Annotated in this window: 13 protein-coding genes, 1 tRNA gene and 2 pseudogenes; 12 read left to right on the plus strand and 4 right to left on the minus strand. The window is 67.8% G+C overall.

The annotated features are described in order from the left end of the window. The first annotated feature begins 313 nt into the window (after positions 1–313). From IEY88_RS38500 to IEY88_RS45645, 4 genes and pseudogenes are all read left to right on the plus strand, one after another. Positions 314–1,879, plus strand: a pseudogene (locus tag IEY88_RS38500) (circularly permuted type 2 ATP-grasp protein). A 13-nt stretch (positions 1,880–1,892) separates the two neighbouring features. Beyond that, the gene (locus tag IEY88_RS38505) at positions 1,893–2,840 is read left to right on the plus strand and encodes an alpha-E domain-containing protein (RefSeq protein ID WP_189159863.1); all 948 of its coding nucleotides are present in this window, start codon (positions 1,893–1,895) and stop codon (positions 2,838–2,840) included. A gap of 2 nt (positions 2,841–2,842) precedes the next feature. Then, positions 2,843–3,361: pseudogene (locus IEY88_RS45640) on the plus strand (transglutaminase N-terminal domain-containing protein); the annotation flags it as partial. 68 nt (positions 3,362–3,429) lie between these two features. Continuing rightward, positions 3,430–3,684 (plus strand): transglutaminase-like domain-containing protein, encoded by a 255-nt coding sequence (locus IEY88_RS45645; protein WP_373294273.1) that lies wholly within the window; start codon positions 3,430–3,432, stop codon positions 3,682–3,684. A gap of 3 nt (positions 3,685–3,687) precedes the next feature. Here IEY88_RS45645 and IEY88_RS38515 read toward each other — a convergent pair whose 3' ends face one another. Then, on the minus strand, positions 3,688–4,377 hold the full coding sequence (locus tag IEY88_RS38515) for an SDR family NAD(P)-dependent oxidoreductase (protein WP_189159864.1): 690 nt from the start codon (positions 4,375–4,377) through the stop codon (positions 3,688–3,690). Positions 4,378–4,480: 103 nt separating this feature from the next. Here IEY88_RS38515 and IEY88_RS38520 point away from each other — a divergent pair, with 103 nt between their 5' ends. From IEY88_RS38520 to IEY88_RS38530, 3 genes are read left to right on the plus strand one after another with little or no spacing between them, the layout of a single operon-like run. Further along, the gene (locus tag IEY88_RS38520; RefSeq protein WP_189159865.1) at positions 4,481–5,332 is read left to right on the plus strand and encodes a helix-turn-helix transcriptional regulator; all 852 of its coding nucleotides are present in this window, start codon (positions 4,481–4,483) and stop codon (positions 5,330–5,332) included. 40 nt (positions 5,333–5,372) lie between these two features. After that, positions 5,373–6,218 carry a helix-turn-helix domain-containing protein gene (locus tag IEY88_RS38525; protein ID WP_189159866.1) on the plus strand — a complete coding sequence of 282 codons (846 nt, stop codon included), beginning with the start codon at positions 5,373–5,375 and terminating at the stop codon, positions 6,216–6,218. Further along, entirely contained in the window at positions 6,193–6,369 is a 177-nt protein-coding gene (locus IEY88_RS38530) for a DUF397 domain-containing protein (RefSeq protein ID WP_189159867.1), read from the plus strand. The genes IEY88_RS38525 and IEY88_RS38530 overlap by 26 nt, the downstream gene beginning before the upstream one ends. On the opposite strand, the gene IEY88_RS38535 is transcribed toward IEY88_RS38530, so the two are convergent. Continuing rightward, positions 6,354–6,776 carry a type II toxin-antitoxin system PemK/MazF family toxin gene (locus tag IEY88_RS38535; RefSeq protein ID WP_189159868.1) on the minus strand — a complete coding sequence of 141 codons (423 nt, stop codon included), beginning with the start codon at positions 6,774–6,776 and terminating at the stop codon, positions 6,354–6,356. The two genes, IEY88_RS38530 and IEY88_RS38535, sit on opposite strands and share 16 nt — an antisense overlap. 89 nt (positions 6,777–6,865) lie before the next feature. Here IEY88_RS38535 and lepA point away from each other — a divergent pair, with 89 nt between their 5' ends. The 3 genes from lepA to IEY88_RS38550 all read left to right on the plus strand — a co-directional run bounded on the left by lepA (position 6,866) and on the right by IEY88_RS38550 (position 9,694). Next, on the plus strand, positions 6,866–8,701 hold the full coding sequence (gene lepA, locus IEY88_RS38540) for a translation elongation factor 4 (protein WP_189159979.1): 1,836 nt from the start codon (positions 6,866–6,868) through the stop codon (positions 8,699–8,701). Between the two features lie 216 nt (positions 8,702–8,917). Next, a tRNA-Asp gene (locus tag IEY88_RS38545) sits at positions 8,918–8,991 on the plus strand. Between the two features lie 91 nt (positions 8,992–9,082). Beyond that, positions 9,083–9,694 carry a class I SAM-dependent methyltransferase gene (locus tag IEY88_RS38550; protein ID WP_189159869.1) on the plus strand — a complete coding sequence of 204 codons (612 nt, stop codon included), beginning with the start codon at positions 9,083–9,085 and terminating at the stop codon, positions 9,692–9,694. Positions 9,695–9,747: 53 nt separating this feature from the next. Here IEY88_RS38550 and IEY88_RS38555 read toward each other — a convergent pair whose 3' ends face one another. Beyond that, the gene (locus tag IEY88_RS38555; RefSeq protein WP_189159870.1) at positions 9,748–9,975 is read right to left on the minus strand and encodes a hypothetical protein; all 228 of its coding nucleotides are present in this window, start codon (positions 9,973–9,975) and stop codon (positions 9,748–9,750) included. 73 nt (positions 9,976–10,048) lie between these two features. After that, entirely contained in the window at positions 10,049–10,480 is a 432-nt protein-coding gene (locus tag IEY88_RS38560) for an HD domain-containing protein (protein WP_189159871.1), read from the minus strand. Positions 10,481–10,579: 99 nt separating this feature from the next. Here IEY88_RS38560 and IEY88_RS38565 point away from each other — a divergent pair, with 99 nt between their 5' ends. Continuing rightward, complete coding sequence (locus IEY88_RS38565) at positions 10,580–12,052, plus strand: chitinase (protein ID WP_189159872.1); 1,473 nt, start codon at positions 10,580–10,582, stop codon at positions 12,050–12,052. Positions 12,053–12,183: 131 nt separating this feature from the next. Continuing rightward, a complete protein-coding gene (locus IEY88_RS38570; protein ID WP_189159873.1) occupies positions 12,184–13,230 on the plus strand; it encodes an NAD(P)H-dependent flavin oxidoreductase in 1,047 nt (348 codons plus the stop codon). Positions 13,231–13,233 lie beyond the last annotated feature (3 nt).

Consider the following 13,233-nt stretch of genomic DNA (forward strand, 5'->3'; position numbering starts at 1 on the left):
CCGCCGAACATATTTTGCCCTGCGGGTTGAGCGCCACAAGCGCTCCCCGCAGGGCTTTTTCATGTTCACGAGAAGATCAGTCGCAGCTCCGCCGCCACCAGCTGGCGGCATGTCGAACGCGACTCGGAACCGGGGTGAATGAGCCCCGCCTTCGCGTGGCCCAACAGGACGGCTGGGAGCAGATCGGGATCTTCGCCCGAGCGGTGGAACAGGCGGGCCGGCAGACCGCGTGGTGGCTGCTGACCGGACTCGGGACCTTGTGACCGGAAAGCACCGAGTTTCGTTTCCGGCAGGTTTCTGTCCGGGCGGACTAGTGCGAAAGCCGCTTGAACAGGGTCCGGAGCGCCCGCACGCCGGTGCCTACGACGAGATGTTCTCGACGGACAACGGGGTGCGGAGTGCCTACCGCGCGCTGTACGAGTCGGTGGCTCCGCGCAGGTCAATGAGCTGAACGCGCGGTCGGACGCCCTTGGCAGGGCCTTTGTGGACCAAGGGATCACGTTCTCGCTGAGCGGTCAGGAGCGGCCGTTCCCGCTCGACCTGATCCCTCGGATCATCGCGGCCGGGGGAGTGGTCGAAGCTCGAGAAGGGCATCGTTCAACGGGTTCGGGCGTTGGAGATGTTCCTCGCGGACATCTACGGGGACGCGCAGATCGTTCGGGATGGGGTGTTGCCGCGGCGTCTCATCACGAGCTGCGAGCACTTCCACCGGGAGGCGGCCGGCATCATCCCGCCCAACGGGGTGCGCATCCACGTGTCGGGTGTGGACCTCGTGCGGGACGAGCAGGGGACGTTCCGGGTTCTCGAAGACAATCTTCGTTGTCCGTCCGGTGTCTCGTACGTCATGGAGAACCGGCGGACGATGGCTCGGGTGTTTCCCGACTTGTTCGCACGGCATCGCGTGCGCGCGGTGGGGGACTATGCGGTGCATTTGCTGCGGGCGCTGAGGACCGCTGCTGCGCCCAACGCCGCGGATCCGAACGTTGTCGTGCTCACGCCGGGGCTGGGGAACTCCGCCTACTTCGAGCACTCGTTGCTCGCGCGGCAGATGGGTGTGGAGCTGGTCGAGGGGCGGGATCTGTTCTGCCGCGACAACTTCGTCTACCTGAGGACGACGGAGGGTGAGCGGCAGGTCGACGTCGTCTACCGGCGCATCGACGACGACTACCTGGATCCCGTGCACTTCCGGCCCGACTCGGTGCTGGGGATCGCGGGCCTGCTGAACGCGGCTCGGGCCGGCAACGTGGCCGTGGCCAACGCGGTCGGCAACGGGGTGGCGGACGACAAGCTCGTCTACACGTACCTGCCGGAGATCGTGCAGTACTACCTCGGCGAGAAGCCGTTGCTGCCCAACGTGGACACGTTCCGGTGCTGGCTGTCCGACGAACGGGCGCACGTGCTCGACAAGCTCGACGAGCTGGTCGTCAAGCCCGTCGAGGGGTCCGGTGGGTACGGGATCGTGTTCGGGCCGGACGCGACGGTCCGCGAGCTGAACTCGTTGCGGAAACGGATCCGGACCAACCCGCGCGGGTGGATCGCGCAGCCCGTGGTGCAGCTGAGCACGGTGCCGACCAAGGTGGGCGACAAGCTGGCGCCGCGGCACGTGGACCTGCGGCCGTTCGCGGTCAACGACGGGAACTTCGTCTTCGTGCTGCCTGGCGGGCTGACGCGAGTCGCGTTGCCGGAGGGCAGCCTCATCGTGAACTCGTCGCAGGGTGGCGGGTCCAAGGACACGTGGGTGCTGGCGGCGAAGTCGTCCACGCAGGAACGGGAGCTCGCGCAGCCCGGGCTCGCCGGTTCGTCCCAGATGGAGGCCGCGGCGGCCGAGCAGGGGCCGGAGTTGACCACTTCCCAGCAACAGCAACAACAGCAGCAGTAGGGAGGCGCGCGAAGTGCTGGCACGCAACGCTGAGTCGCTGTACTGGATCGGCCGCTACGTCGAACGGGCGGACGACACGGCGCGCATCCTGGACGTCTCGGTCCACCAACTGCTGGAGGACGCGACGGTCGACCCGGACGCGACGTCGCGTCAGTTGCTGACGGTCCTCGGGATCACGCCGCCCGCCGGCGCCGACCAGTTCGACGTGTGGTCGCTGACGGAACTAGTGGCGTACAACAAGGACAATCCCAGTTCGATCGTGTCGTCGGTCAACAGCGCGCGCGAGAACACGCGTGGTGCTCGTGAGGTCGTGTCGACCGAAATGTGGGAGTGCCTCAACGCGATGTGGAACGCCGTCGCGGAACGGCAGACCTACGCGCGCACGATGGGGCCGCACGCGTTCTTCAGCTTTGTGGAGGAGCGGGCGGCCATGTTCGCGGGGCTCGCGGACTCCACGATGTCACGGGACGACGGGTGGCGGTTCCTCGTGCTGGGGCGGTCGGTCGAGCGCGTCGACATGATCGTGCGGCTGCTCCTCGCCCGTGTTGGTGACAAGGCTTCTTCTCCTGGATGGGTCACGGTGCTGCGGTCGGCCGGTGCGCACGACACGTACCTGAGGACGTACCGCGGGGCGTTGGACGCGTCGAGAGTGGTGCAGTTCCTCCTCCTCGACAGGCTGTTCCCGCGGTCAGTGTTCCACGCGCTGAGGCAGGCCGAGTCGTGTCTGGAGCAGTTGGAGAACCAACCGTCCGTGCGCGTCGGTGCGCGGGCGAAGGCATTGAGGTTGCTCGGCAAGACACGCAGTGAGCTCGAGTTCCTGCGGCCGCACGACCTGCTCGACGACCTGCCGAAACGGCTAGCAGCACTGCAGAAGACCGTTCGTGACGTCGGCGAAGCCGTTTCACAGCAGTACTTCCACGTGGCGCCGTGGGTCGCCTGGACCAACACCGAGGTGGGCTGACCATGAGCTGGCGAGTGCGTGTCGTGCACACAACGGGTTATCGGTACGAGGCACCGGTCGTGCAGTCTTACAACGAGGCACGGCTGACACCGCGCGGTGACCGCCGTCAGAACGTGGTCGTCTCACGCGTCGAGACCACGCCGGCGACCCGTGCGTATCGGTACACCGACTACTGGTGCACGGAGGTCACGTCGTTCGACCTCCATGCGCCGCACAAGGAACTGCAGGTCGTCGCGTCGTCGGTCGTCGAGACGAGTGCGGAGATCGAACCGGTGACCACGGGCACGTGGGGCGATGTGCGCGCGGAGAACATCGTCGACCGCTACACGGAGTTCCTCGAGCCCACGCTCTACACGCCGCGCAACCGCGAGTTGCTCGCCGTAGCGCGTGACCTCAAGAAGGGGCAGGCACCGTCGGGTGCGGTGCTGGCGGCTTCGCAGTGGGTGTGGGAGCAGCTGAAGTACCAGCCCGGCTCGACGGGTGTGCACAGTTCGGCCGTCGACGCGTGGCACGAACGCAAGGGCGTGTGCCAGGACTTCGCGCACCTCAGCCTGGTGTTGTTGCGCGGCATGGGGATTCGGCGCGGTACGTGTCCGGATACCTGCACACCAAGGAGGACGGCGCGCTGCGGGAGACGGTGCGCGGAGAGTCGCACGCGTGGATCGAGGCGTGGACCGGCGGCTGGTGGGGCTACGACCCGACCAACGCCATGCCGGTCGGGCCTCGGCACGTGTGGGTGGCGCTCGGCCGCGACTACGCGGACGTGGCGCCGTTGAAGGGGATCTACTCGAGCGGGGCCGCGACGGCGCTGGAGGTCACGGTCGACATCACGCGCCTCGCCTAGGAGTCACCAGGGGAGCGGGCCGTGCGCGGAGAAGAAGCCGCCGGTCGGCCCGCCGGTGGCCTGCGCCGTGCGGACGATGATCTCGGCGCCCTCCTCGACGGTCTGCGTGCCCGTGTTCGCGTTGAGGTCGGTCTTCGTGTAGCCCGGTTCCACCGAGTTGATCCGGATGTCCGGGAACGCCTTCGCGTACAGCACCGTGACCATGTTGACCGCGGCCTTGGACGCCGGGTACGCGACGCCGGGGTAGACGTAGGCCGACGCGCCGGTGATCGAGGCCAGGCCGCTGCTGACGTTCACGACGACAGGCGCGTCGGAGCGGGCCAGCAGAGGCAGGAACGCGTGCAGGACCCGCACGACGCCAAAGACGTTGGTGTCGAAAAGGGTGTGCATGAACTCGCCGGTGGTGTGCGCGGCGTCCACCACGCCGCCGTCGGGCGTGCGTCCCTCGATGCCGGCGTTGTTGATCAGCACGTCGAGTCCGCCCCCGGCCTCGACGGTCCCGGCGGCCGCCGCGACCGACTCGTCGTCGGTGACGTCGAGGACGACCAGGCGCGCGCCCAGTTCGGAGGCTGCCCGACGGCCGCGTTCGGCGTTCCTGCTGCCCAGGTAGACGGTGTGGCCGGCGGCGATGAGACGGCGGGCGGTCTCGAAGCCCAGGCCCTTGTTGGCGCCGGTGATCAGTGTTGTCGTCATGCGATCCAGGTTCGTCGCGGAGCCCGGGGCCAACCAGTCGTCCCGTCTTCCTGGGACTGCCGGTACCAGGCACGCCGCCGGGCGCGCGAGCACAATCGACGGCGTGGCGGCGACGGAGTTCGGACGAGCGGTGCGCCGGTGGCGCGACCGGCTCCCACCCGAGGCGGCAGGGCTTCCGGCAGGCGTGCACCGGCGGGCGGCCGGGCTGCGGCGAGAAGAGTTGTCCAGCCTCGCCGGGATCTCCGTCGACTACGTCACCCGCCTCGAACAGGGCCGCGCGTCCAACCCGTCGTCCCAGGTCGTCGAGGCGCTGGCGCGGGCGTTGAGGATGGCGCCGGCCGAGCGCGAGCACCTCTTCCGCCTAGCCGAGCTCGTGCCGCCGGGTGCGGCCATGGTGCCCGCGTACGTCACGCCGAGCGTGCAACGGATGCTGGACCGGCTGGCGGGCACACCCGTCGCGGTGTTCGACGCGTGCTGGACGTTGCTGGTGGCCAACCAGGAGTACGCGGCGTTGATGGGCGACCCGTCCGACCTGCGCGGCAACGACCGCAACGGCGTGTGGCGCACGTTCCTCGGCAGCGGGAGCCGGGCCAGGCGGACACCGGACGAACTGGACGAGTTGCGGACCGCCCAGGTCGCCGACCTGCGGTCCGCCGTCACCCGGTATCCGGCGGACGCGCAGTTGAAGCGGCTGGTCGAGGAGTTGCGCGCGGGCAGCGAGCGGTTCGCCGAGTTGTGGGACTCGGGTGCGGTCGGACGGCACGCGGCGGCGCGCAAGACCATCGACCACCCGCGCGTGGGACCCGTGACGCTCGACTGCGACGTGCTCACCGTGGGCGGCAGCGACTTGCGGATCATGATCTACACGGCGGAACCCGGGACGGAGGATGCTGAGCGACTCGCGTTGCTCACGGTGCTGGGAACCCAGGACCTGGTTCCGTTTTCACCCGAATGAGCCTCTTCTTTGGACTCGCTACAAACCCTAGCTTCGGGCTATGACTGTGATCACTTCCACTGCGTACAGCCGGGATCTCGGCGATGAGCTGCGCCGACTCAGGGAATCCTGCACCGATCTTGGAGGCCGGGCGATGGCCATCCGGCTCGGCTGGGATCCGAGCAAGATGTCGACCATCGAGCACGGCAAGGCTCGGGCGAGCGAGATCGACCTCATCCAGTTCCTGACGGCGTGTGGCAAGGACGTCGACTTCTTCGAGGAGTTCCGGCTCCGGTACAAGAACGCGTTCGACGAGTACATCGTGCAGGTGCCGGACAACACGCGGACGATGGCGCTGGCGGAGGCCACCGCCAAGTTGATCACCAGCTACGACCCGCGGTCCGTGCCGGGCCTGGCGCAGTCAGCCGACTACGCCGACGCGCTGTACCGGCTGGGCGGTTTCATCGCGGAGGAGCGGATTCCGACGATCGTGCGGTTCCGCATCGAACGCCAGGCGATCCTGAACCGGCACGATCGGCCGACCTGTCTGTTCTACATCCACGAGCACGCGCTGCAGCAGACGGTCGGGGACGACCGGATCATGGAAGACCAGTGCGCGAAGCTCTTGTTCCACCCGGCGGAGATCCGGATCGTGCCCGCACACGTCGTGGTGCCGTCGTCCGGTTGTGTGTTGTGGGAGTACGAGAAGGCGTACCCGGTCGCTTTCGGCGAGACCGACCTTGCGAAGGTGTTCGTGCAGGATCCGGGGGCCATCGCGCGGACCAGGCTGCTCTTCGAGCACCTGGATGAGGTCGCGCTGGATGCGGAACAATCGCGGAGCAAGCTGGCGGAGTACGTCAGCCCACCGCGAGAGGATTTCCATGGCCGAGGACCGCGACTGGCGTAAGAGCAGCTACAGCGATGCGACCGAGGACGGGAACTGCGTCGAGGTCGCGATCGCCCACGACGTGCTGGTGCGCGACTCCAAGAACGCCGGCGCGGGCACGCTGAGCTTCAGCGCACCCGCGTGGCGTGCGTTCGTTCAGCGCCAGCCGTGACGGTCGCGTAGGACGTCCACGACCAGACCGAACGCGGCGGGCGCCAGGACGGCGCCCTCGCGGCGGAGGTCGTCGTCCGAGTCGAGGGCGAAGACGCGGTCCAGGCGCAGGTAGGACGGCCTGCCCTCGCGGTCCCAGGCGCCCGCGCCCAGTTCGAGGAAGTTGCCGCGCGGCTCCTTCGAGGAGAGCATCAACGCGACCAGTTCGCGCTTCGCGCGGCCCACGACCAGCAGTGGCCGGTCCTTGCCGCGGTTCGCGTCCTCCTCGAAGGGCACCCAGGCCCAGATGACCTCGCCGGGGTCCGCGTCGCCGTCCATCGAGGGCTCGTACTCGAGCCTGGCGGTCGTGGCGGCGTCGTGGATCTCGCGCACCGCGCCCTTCGCCGGGCGGGGGTCTTCACCGTTCATCTGCACGGACGCACCCTAGTGGTGCAGGGCACACCGGCCTCTATGGGACCATAAGGGGACATCCGTCCGATTTCCTGTTGAGGACTGCCTTGACCACGTTCGCCGACACGACGTTCACGCCGCCGGAGCTCATCCGGAACTTCTGCATCATCGCGCACATCGACCATGGCAAGTCCACGCTGGCCGACCGCATGCTGCAGCTCACCGGCGTGGTCGACGCGCGGTCGATGCGGGCGCAGTACCTCGACCGCATGGACATCGAGCGTGAGCGCGGCATCACCATCAAGGCGCAGAACGTGCGCCTGCCGTGGCAGCTCGAAGGGCAGGACCACGTCCTGCACATGATCGACACGCCTGGCCACGTCGACTTCACCTACGAGGTGTCCCGCGCGCTCGAGGCCTGTGAGGGCGCCGTGCTGCTGGTCGACGCCGCGCAGGGCATCGAGGCGCAGACGCTCGCGAACCTGTACCTGGCGATGGAGAACGACCTCACCATCATCCCGGTGCTGAACAAGATCGACCTGCCCGCCGCGGACCCGGACAAGTACTCCAAGGAGATCGCGCACATCATCGGCTGCGAGCCGGAGGAGGTGCTGCGCGTCTCGGCGAAGACCGGTCTCGGTGTCGAGGCGCTGCTCGACGAGGTCGTGCGGAAGGTCCCGGCCCCGGTCGGCGCCGCGGACTCCCCGGCCCGCGCGATGATCTTCGACTCGGTCTACGACACCTACCGCGGCGTCGTCACCTACATCCGCGTCGTCGACGGCAAGATCACGCCGCGCGAGCGCATCAAGATGATGTCGACGGGCGCGACCCACGAGATCCTCGAGGTCGGCATCGTCTCCCCGGAGCCGAAGCCGTCGCAGGGGCTCGGCGTCGGCGAGGTGGGCTACCTGATCACCGGCGTGAAGGACGTGCGCCAGTCCAAGGTCGGCGACACCGTCACGTCGGAGCGCAAGGGCGCCACGGAGCCGCTGGCCGGCTACCGCGAGCCGCGCCCGATGGTCTACTCGGGCCTCTACCCGGTCGACGGCTCGGACTACCCGGAGCTGCGCGAGGCGCTCGACAAGCTGCAGCTCAACGACGCCGCGCTGACGTACGAGCCGGAGACGTCCGCGGCGCTCGGCTTCGGGTTCCGCTGCGGCTTCCTCGGCCTGCTGCACCTGGAGATCACCCGCGACCGCCTGGAGCGCGAGTACGGTCTCGACCTCATCTCCACGGCCCCGAACGTCGTGTACCGCGTCGTGATGGAGGACGGCACCGAGCACGTCGTGACGAACCCGTCCGACTGGCCGGAGGGCAAGCGCGCCGAGGTCTACGAGCCCGTCACCAAGTGCACGATCATCGCGCCGTCCGACTACATCGGCGCGATCATGGAACTCTGCCAGGGCAAGCGCGGCCAGCTCGGCGGCATGGACTACCTGTCCGAGGACCGCGTCGAACTGCGCTACACGATGCCGCTCGGCGAGATCATCTTCGACTTCTTCGACTCGCTGAAGTCGCGCACCCGCGGTTACGCCTCGCTGGACTACGAGGAGTCCGGCGAGCAGGACGCGGAGCTCGTCAAGGTCGACATCCTGCTGCAGGGTGAGACGGTCGACGCGTTCAGCGCGATCGTGCACAAGGACTACGCCTACGCGTACGGCACGCGCATGGCGACCCGTCTGCGTGAGCTCATCCCCAGGCAGCAGTTCGAGGTACCGATCCAGGCCGCGATCGGTGCCCGCGTGATCGCCCGCGAGACGATCCGCGCCATCCGCAAGGACGTGCTGGCCAAGTGCTACGGCGGTGACATCACCCGTAAGCGCAAGCTGCTCGAGAAGCAGAAGGAAGGCAAGAAGCGCATGAAGATGGTGGGGCGTGTGGAGGTGCCGCAGGAGGCCTTCGTCGCCGCGCTGTCGACGGATGAGCCGAAGGGCAAGAAGTAGGCTTCAAGCGTTGAACGGGCCGGATCCGCAGTGCGGGTCCGGCCTTTTCAATTGGCTGGCGATCACGGCCGACTTGGGCGATGCTGGGTGCGACAACGAGCTGAGGAGGCGTCATGGATCTGGATACGCTGCTGGCGCGCTCCCTGCTGTGACCTGCTGAATCAGGTCTTTGGGAGCCGTCCTTGGTGGGCGGCTTTTTTGTTTTGCGCACTTCTTGCTCATGTGGCCTAGTTGGCTAAGGCACCGCATTGTCAATGCGGAGATCGCGGGTTCGAGTCCCGTCGTGAGCGCTGGTGACGTCGACCTGCCGCCAAGCCCCGGCGTTGCTGAACCAGCAACGTAGTTTGCCGTTCTGGCACGACCGGGGGCATCGTCAGTGCCATGACGACCGCACAGGAGTTCTGGGAGACCTTCTACTCGGAGCGGGACCAGGTCTGGTCCGGCAACCCGAACCCGTTGCTGGTGCGCGAGGCCGAACGGCTCGCGCCCGGCAGCGCGCTCGACATCGGGTGCGCGGAGGGCGGGGACGCCGTCTGGCTGGCGAAGCGGGGCTGGCGGGTGCTGGGCGTCGACGTGTCGCAGGTCGCGCTCGACCGCGCGATCAAGCACGCGTACGACGCCGGTGTCGAGATCTCGGTGGAACAGCACGATCTCAAGGCCACGTTCCCCGACGGCCTGTACGACCTGGTGAGCGCTCAGTTCCTGCACTCGCCGGTCGAGGAGGACGGTGAGCGCAACAGCATCCTGAAGAAGGCCTCACAGGCCGTGGCGCCCGGTGGGTACCTGATCATCGGTGGGCACGCGGGCGCGCCGTCGTGGTCCGAGCACCAGGACTACTACTTCCCGACGACCAAGGACGTGCTCGACCACCTCGGGCTCAAGGACAACTGGATCATCGTCACCGACGAGGTGGTGGAACGGCCGCTGACGGGGCCGGACGGCCAGCAGGAGACGCGCAAGGACAACGTCCTCACCCTCAAGCGGCTCTTCTAGGAACGCGAAGGCCACCCTCGGCGACGTTGCCGGGGTGGCCCAAGGGATGTTCGTCAGGCGGAACGCAGGAGGCGTGCCATCGCCTGGCGGTTGATGATCGAACGGAGTTCGCCGGTCTCCTCCGCGCTGTGGCGCGACAGGATGGCGTCCAGTTCGAGTCGGTCACTGTCGGTGGTGTAGCTGGCCAACTGCCGTTCCAGGCTCTGGCGCTTCACACGAGCCGCGCGGCGCGAGGCCAGGCTCGAACGCAGGGACTTCACGGTCAGGTCTTGGCGGGTCATCTCGTCCTTCCAATCTTGGTTACGTTTCGATAATACATCCTGTTCAAGAGACCTGTACCGTTTAAGAAGCGAGTTAGCTCACGTACTGCTCGAGCAACCCGAGCGCCCGCGCGTACTTGGCCTTCAGCCGATCTTGCGTCGCCTCGTCGAGACGGGCCATGCGGGTGGGGGAGAGGTTGTCGCCGATGTCCGCGCGCTTCACGGAGAGTGCCAGCGGGTTTGCGGCCACGCGCCTCAGGTAGTCCTCCTGTGGCTCGTCCGGCAGGTGCGACAACGCCACGACGGCGTCGACTACGACGGCGGGGCATCCGCGCGCCGTCAGGTCGGCCGCCGTCACCGCGGTGTCCTCGATGACGTCGTGCAGCACGGCGGCCATCTGCTCGTGCTCGCCCGTCACCGATGACATGACCCGCAACGGGTGTCCGATGTACGGCCGGCCCGACTTGTCGACCTGCCCGTCGTGCGCGGAGGTGGCCAGCGCGATGGCGTCTTCGAGGGTGAACACGGCATCAAGCTAAACCAGGGCTTGACCAACCGCAGTGGTCTAGTCCATTTTTAGTCCACTCACAAACATGGCCGCCGCATGAGTGTGTGGAGGTGGACCATGTCCAAGGCCAGACGAGCAGCCATCGCGCTGCTCGCCGCGCTGTTCTCGTGCGCCGGTCTGGTGCTGGTGATCAACGGCAGCGCTGCCGCCGCGAACCTCGCGGCCAACAGCGGCTTCGAGGCCGGCAACCTCAGTGGTTGGACCTGCACCGAGGGCACGAGCGTCACCAACAGCACGAAGCGCACCGGCACGTACGCACTGCAGGGCGCTCCCGCCGGGCAGAGCAACGCGCGGTGCCAGCAAACCGTGACGGTGCAACCGAACACGGCCTACAAGCTGAGCGCGTGGGTGCAGGGCAGCTACGTCTACCTCGGCGTCACCGGTGGCGTGGAGAAGAACACCTGGACCCCCGGGACGAGCGGTTTCTCCCAGCTGACCGTGGACTTCACGACCGGCAGCGCCACCAGCGTCACGATCTACCTGCACGGCTGGTACGGCCAGCCCGCGTACTACGCAGACGACGTCAGCCTCGACGGTCCCGGCACGCCGCCGACGACCACGAGCACCACGACGTCGACCACCACCACTACGACGACCACGACGACTACCACCACCACGACCAGCAACCCGCCGAACACCGGTCTGCCCAAGCACGTCCTGACGGGCTACTGGCAGAACTTCTACAACGGTGCGCGCGCGCTCAAGCTGGCCGACGTCCCCACCACCTACGACATCATCGCGGTCTCGTTCGCCGACGCCACGGCGGTGCAGGGCCAGGTCGCGTTCAACCTCGACCCCGGTCTGAGCAGCCAGCTCGGCGGCTACACCGACGCGCAGTTCCGCGCGGACGTCAGGACGGTCCAGAACCGCGGCCAGAAGGTGATCATCTCCGTCGGCGGTGAGAAGGGCACGATCAGCGTCGGCAACTCGACGGCGGCCACGAACTTCTCCAACAGCGTCAACAGCCTGATCTCGACCTACGGCTTCGACGGCGTCGACATCGACCTGGAGAACGGCGTCAACGCCCAGTACATGGGTCAGGCGCTGCGTGCCATCCACGCCGGTGGCGGCAAGGTCATCACGATGGCGCCGCAGACGATCGACATGCAGAACGTCAACGCCGAGTACTTCAAGCTGGCGCTGGCGACCAAGGACATCCTGACGATCGTCAACATGCAGTACTACAACTCCGGCTCGATGCTCGGCTGCGACCAGCAGGTCCACAGCCAGGGCACGGTCAACTTCCTGACCGCGCTCGCGTGCATCCAGCTGCAGTCCGGCCTGCGCGCCGACCAGGTCGGCCTCGGCCTGCCCGCGTCGCCGTCCGGTGCCGGTGGCGGTTACCAGTCGCCGTCCAACGTCAACAACGCGCTCAGCTGCCTCGCCCGCGGTACGAACTGCGGGACGTTCAAGCCGAGCACGACGTGGCCGTCCATCCGCGGCGCCATGACCTGGTCGATCAACTGGGACGCCTCCAACAACTGGCAGTTCGCCAACACGGTCGCTCCTCATCTGGACTCCCTGCCCTAGATGATGGAACCGGTCGGCGCCACGTCCACAAAGGACGTGGCGCCGGACGTCCGTTCGGAGCAGTTCTCGCGTCATCAACGACACACGGCTTCACCAGGCATTTGCCGCCCGATCCAACTAGGTTGTCCCCTATGTTCGACACGCTGGCCGTGCCTGTGATCGCCGCGCCGATGGCAGGTGGCCCCTCCACTCCCGAACTGGTCGCCGCGGTGAACGAGGCCGGCGGGTTCGGGTTCCTCGCAGCGGGGTACATCACCGTCGAGCAGCTCGCGGAGAAGATCACGCGCACGAGCGGGCTCACGAGCAAGCCGTTCGGGGTCAACCTGTTCGTGCCCGGCACGCGGTCGACCGCGGACATCTCGTCCTACGTCCGGCGCATCACGCCCTTCGCGGAGAAGGTCGGCGCGGTGCCCGGCGACCCGCGCTGGGACGACGACAACTACGCCGCGAAGCTCGAGCTCGTGCTGGCGCTGCGGGTGCCCGTGGTGTCGTTCACGTTCGGCCTGCCCGACGCCGACGACGTCCAGCGGCTCAAGGCGGCCGGGTCCACGATCGTCGTCACGGTCACCACCCCCAGCGAGGCACGTCAGGCGCAGCAGATCGGCGCGGACGTCGTGTGCGTGCAGGGTTCGGACGCGGGTGGCCACCGCGGCACGTTCGCCGACGACGGCATCTCGCCCGGCGGCGGTGAGCTGTACGGCACCCTCGCCGCGATCAGGCTCGTGCGCGCCGCCGTCGGCCTCCCGGTGATCGCGACGGGCGGCCTGGTCACCGGCGCCGACGTCGCCGCCGTGCTGGCGGCAGGGGCGGTCGCGGCGCAGCTCGGCACCGCGTTCCTCGGTTGCCCGGAGGCGGGAACCAATGCGGCACAACGGGAAGCGCTCGCCGAGGGAGCCCGTCGCACGGCGCTCACGAGGGCGTTCAGCGGACGGCCCGCGCGAGGGCTGGTCAACAGGTTCCTGATCGAGCACGGCCCGCACGCGCCCGCCGCGTACCCGAACGTCCACCACCTGACGCGTCCGGTGCGCGCGACCGGTGAGGTCGAGGTCATGTCGCTGTGGGCCGGCACCACGTACCCGCTCGCCACGGCCGAACCCGCCGGTGCGATCGTGCGGCGAATCGATACCGAGCTCTCCGAAACGATCAATTCGTTGTCAGAGAGGTTCGGTCGCGGCTAAGAA

This window comes from Lentzea pudingi (genome assembly GCF_014646255.1).
GTDB lineage: Bacteria > Actinomycetota > Actinomycetes > Mycobacteriales > Pseudonocardiaceae > Lentzea > Lentzea pudingi.

Excerpts from the sequence above, each read along its gene's own strand:
- IEY88_RS38515 (WP_189159864.1), bottom strand. The coding sequence starts at position 4,377 with ATGACGACAACACTGATCACCGGCGCCAACAAGGGCCTGGGCTTCGAG.
- IEY88_RS38525 (WP_189159866.1), top strand. The coding sequence starts at position 5,373 with ATGACTGTGATCACTTCCACTGCGTACAGCCGGGATCTCGGCGATGAG.
- IEY88_RS38530 (WP_189159867.1), top strand. The coding sequence starts at position 6,193 with ATGGCCGAGGACCGCGACTGGCGTAAGAGCAGCTACAGCGATGCGACC.
- IEY88_RS38535 (WP_189159868.1), bottom strand. The coding sequence starts at position 6,776 with ATGAACGGTGAAGACCCCCGCCCGGCGAAGGGCGCGGTGCGCGAGATC.
- IEY88_RS38550 (WP_189159869.1), top strand. The coding sequence starts at position 9,083 with ATGACGACCGCACAGGAGTTCTGGGAGACCTTCTACTCGGAGCGGGAC.
- IEY88_RS38555 (WP_189159870.1), bottom strand. The coding sequence starts at position 9,975 with ATGACCCGCCAAGACCTGACCGTGAAGTCCCTGCGTTCGAGCCTGGCC.
- IEY88_RS38565 (WP_189159872.1), top strand. The coding sequence starts at position 10,580 with ATGTCCAAGGCCAGACGAGCAGCCATCGCGCTGCTCGCCGCGCTGTTC.
- IEY88_RS38570 (WP_189159873.1), top strand. The coding sequence starts at position 12,184 with ATGTTCGACACGCTGGCCGTGCCTGTGATCGCCGCGCCGATGGCAGGT.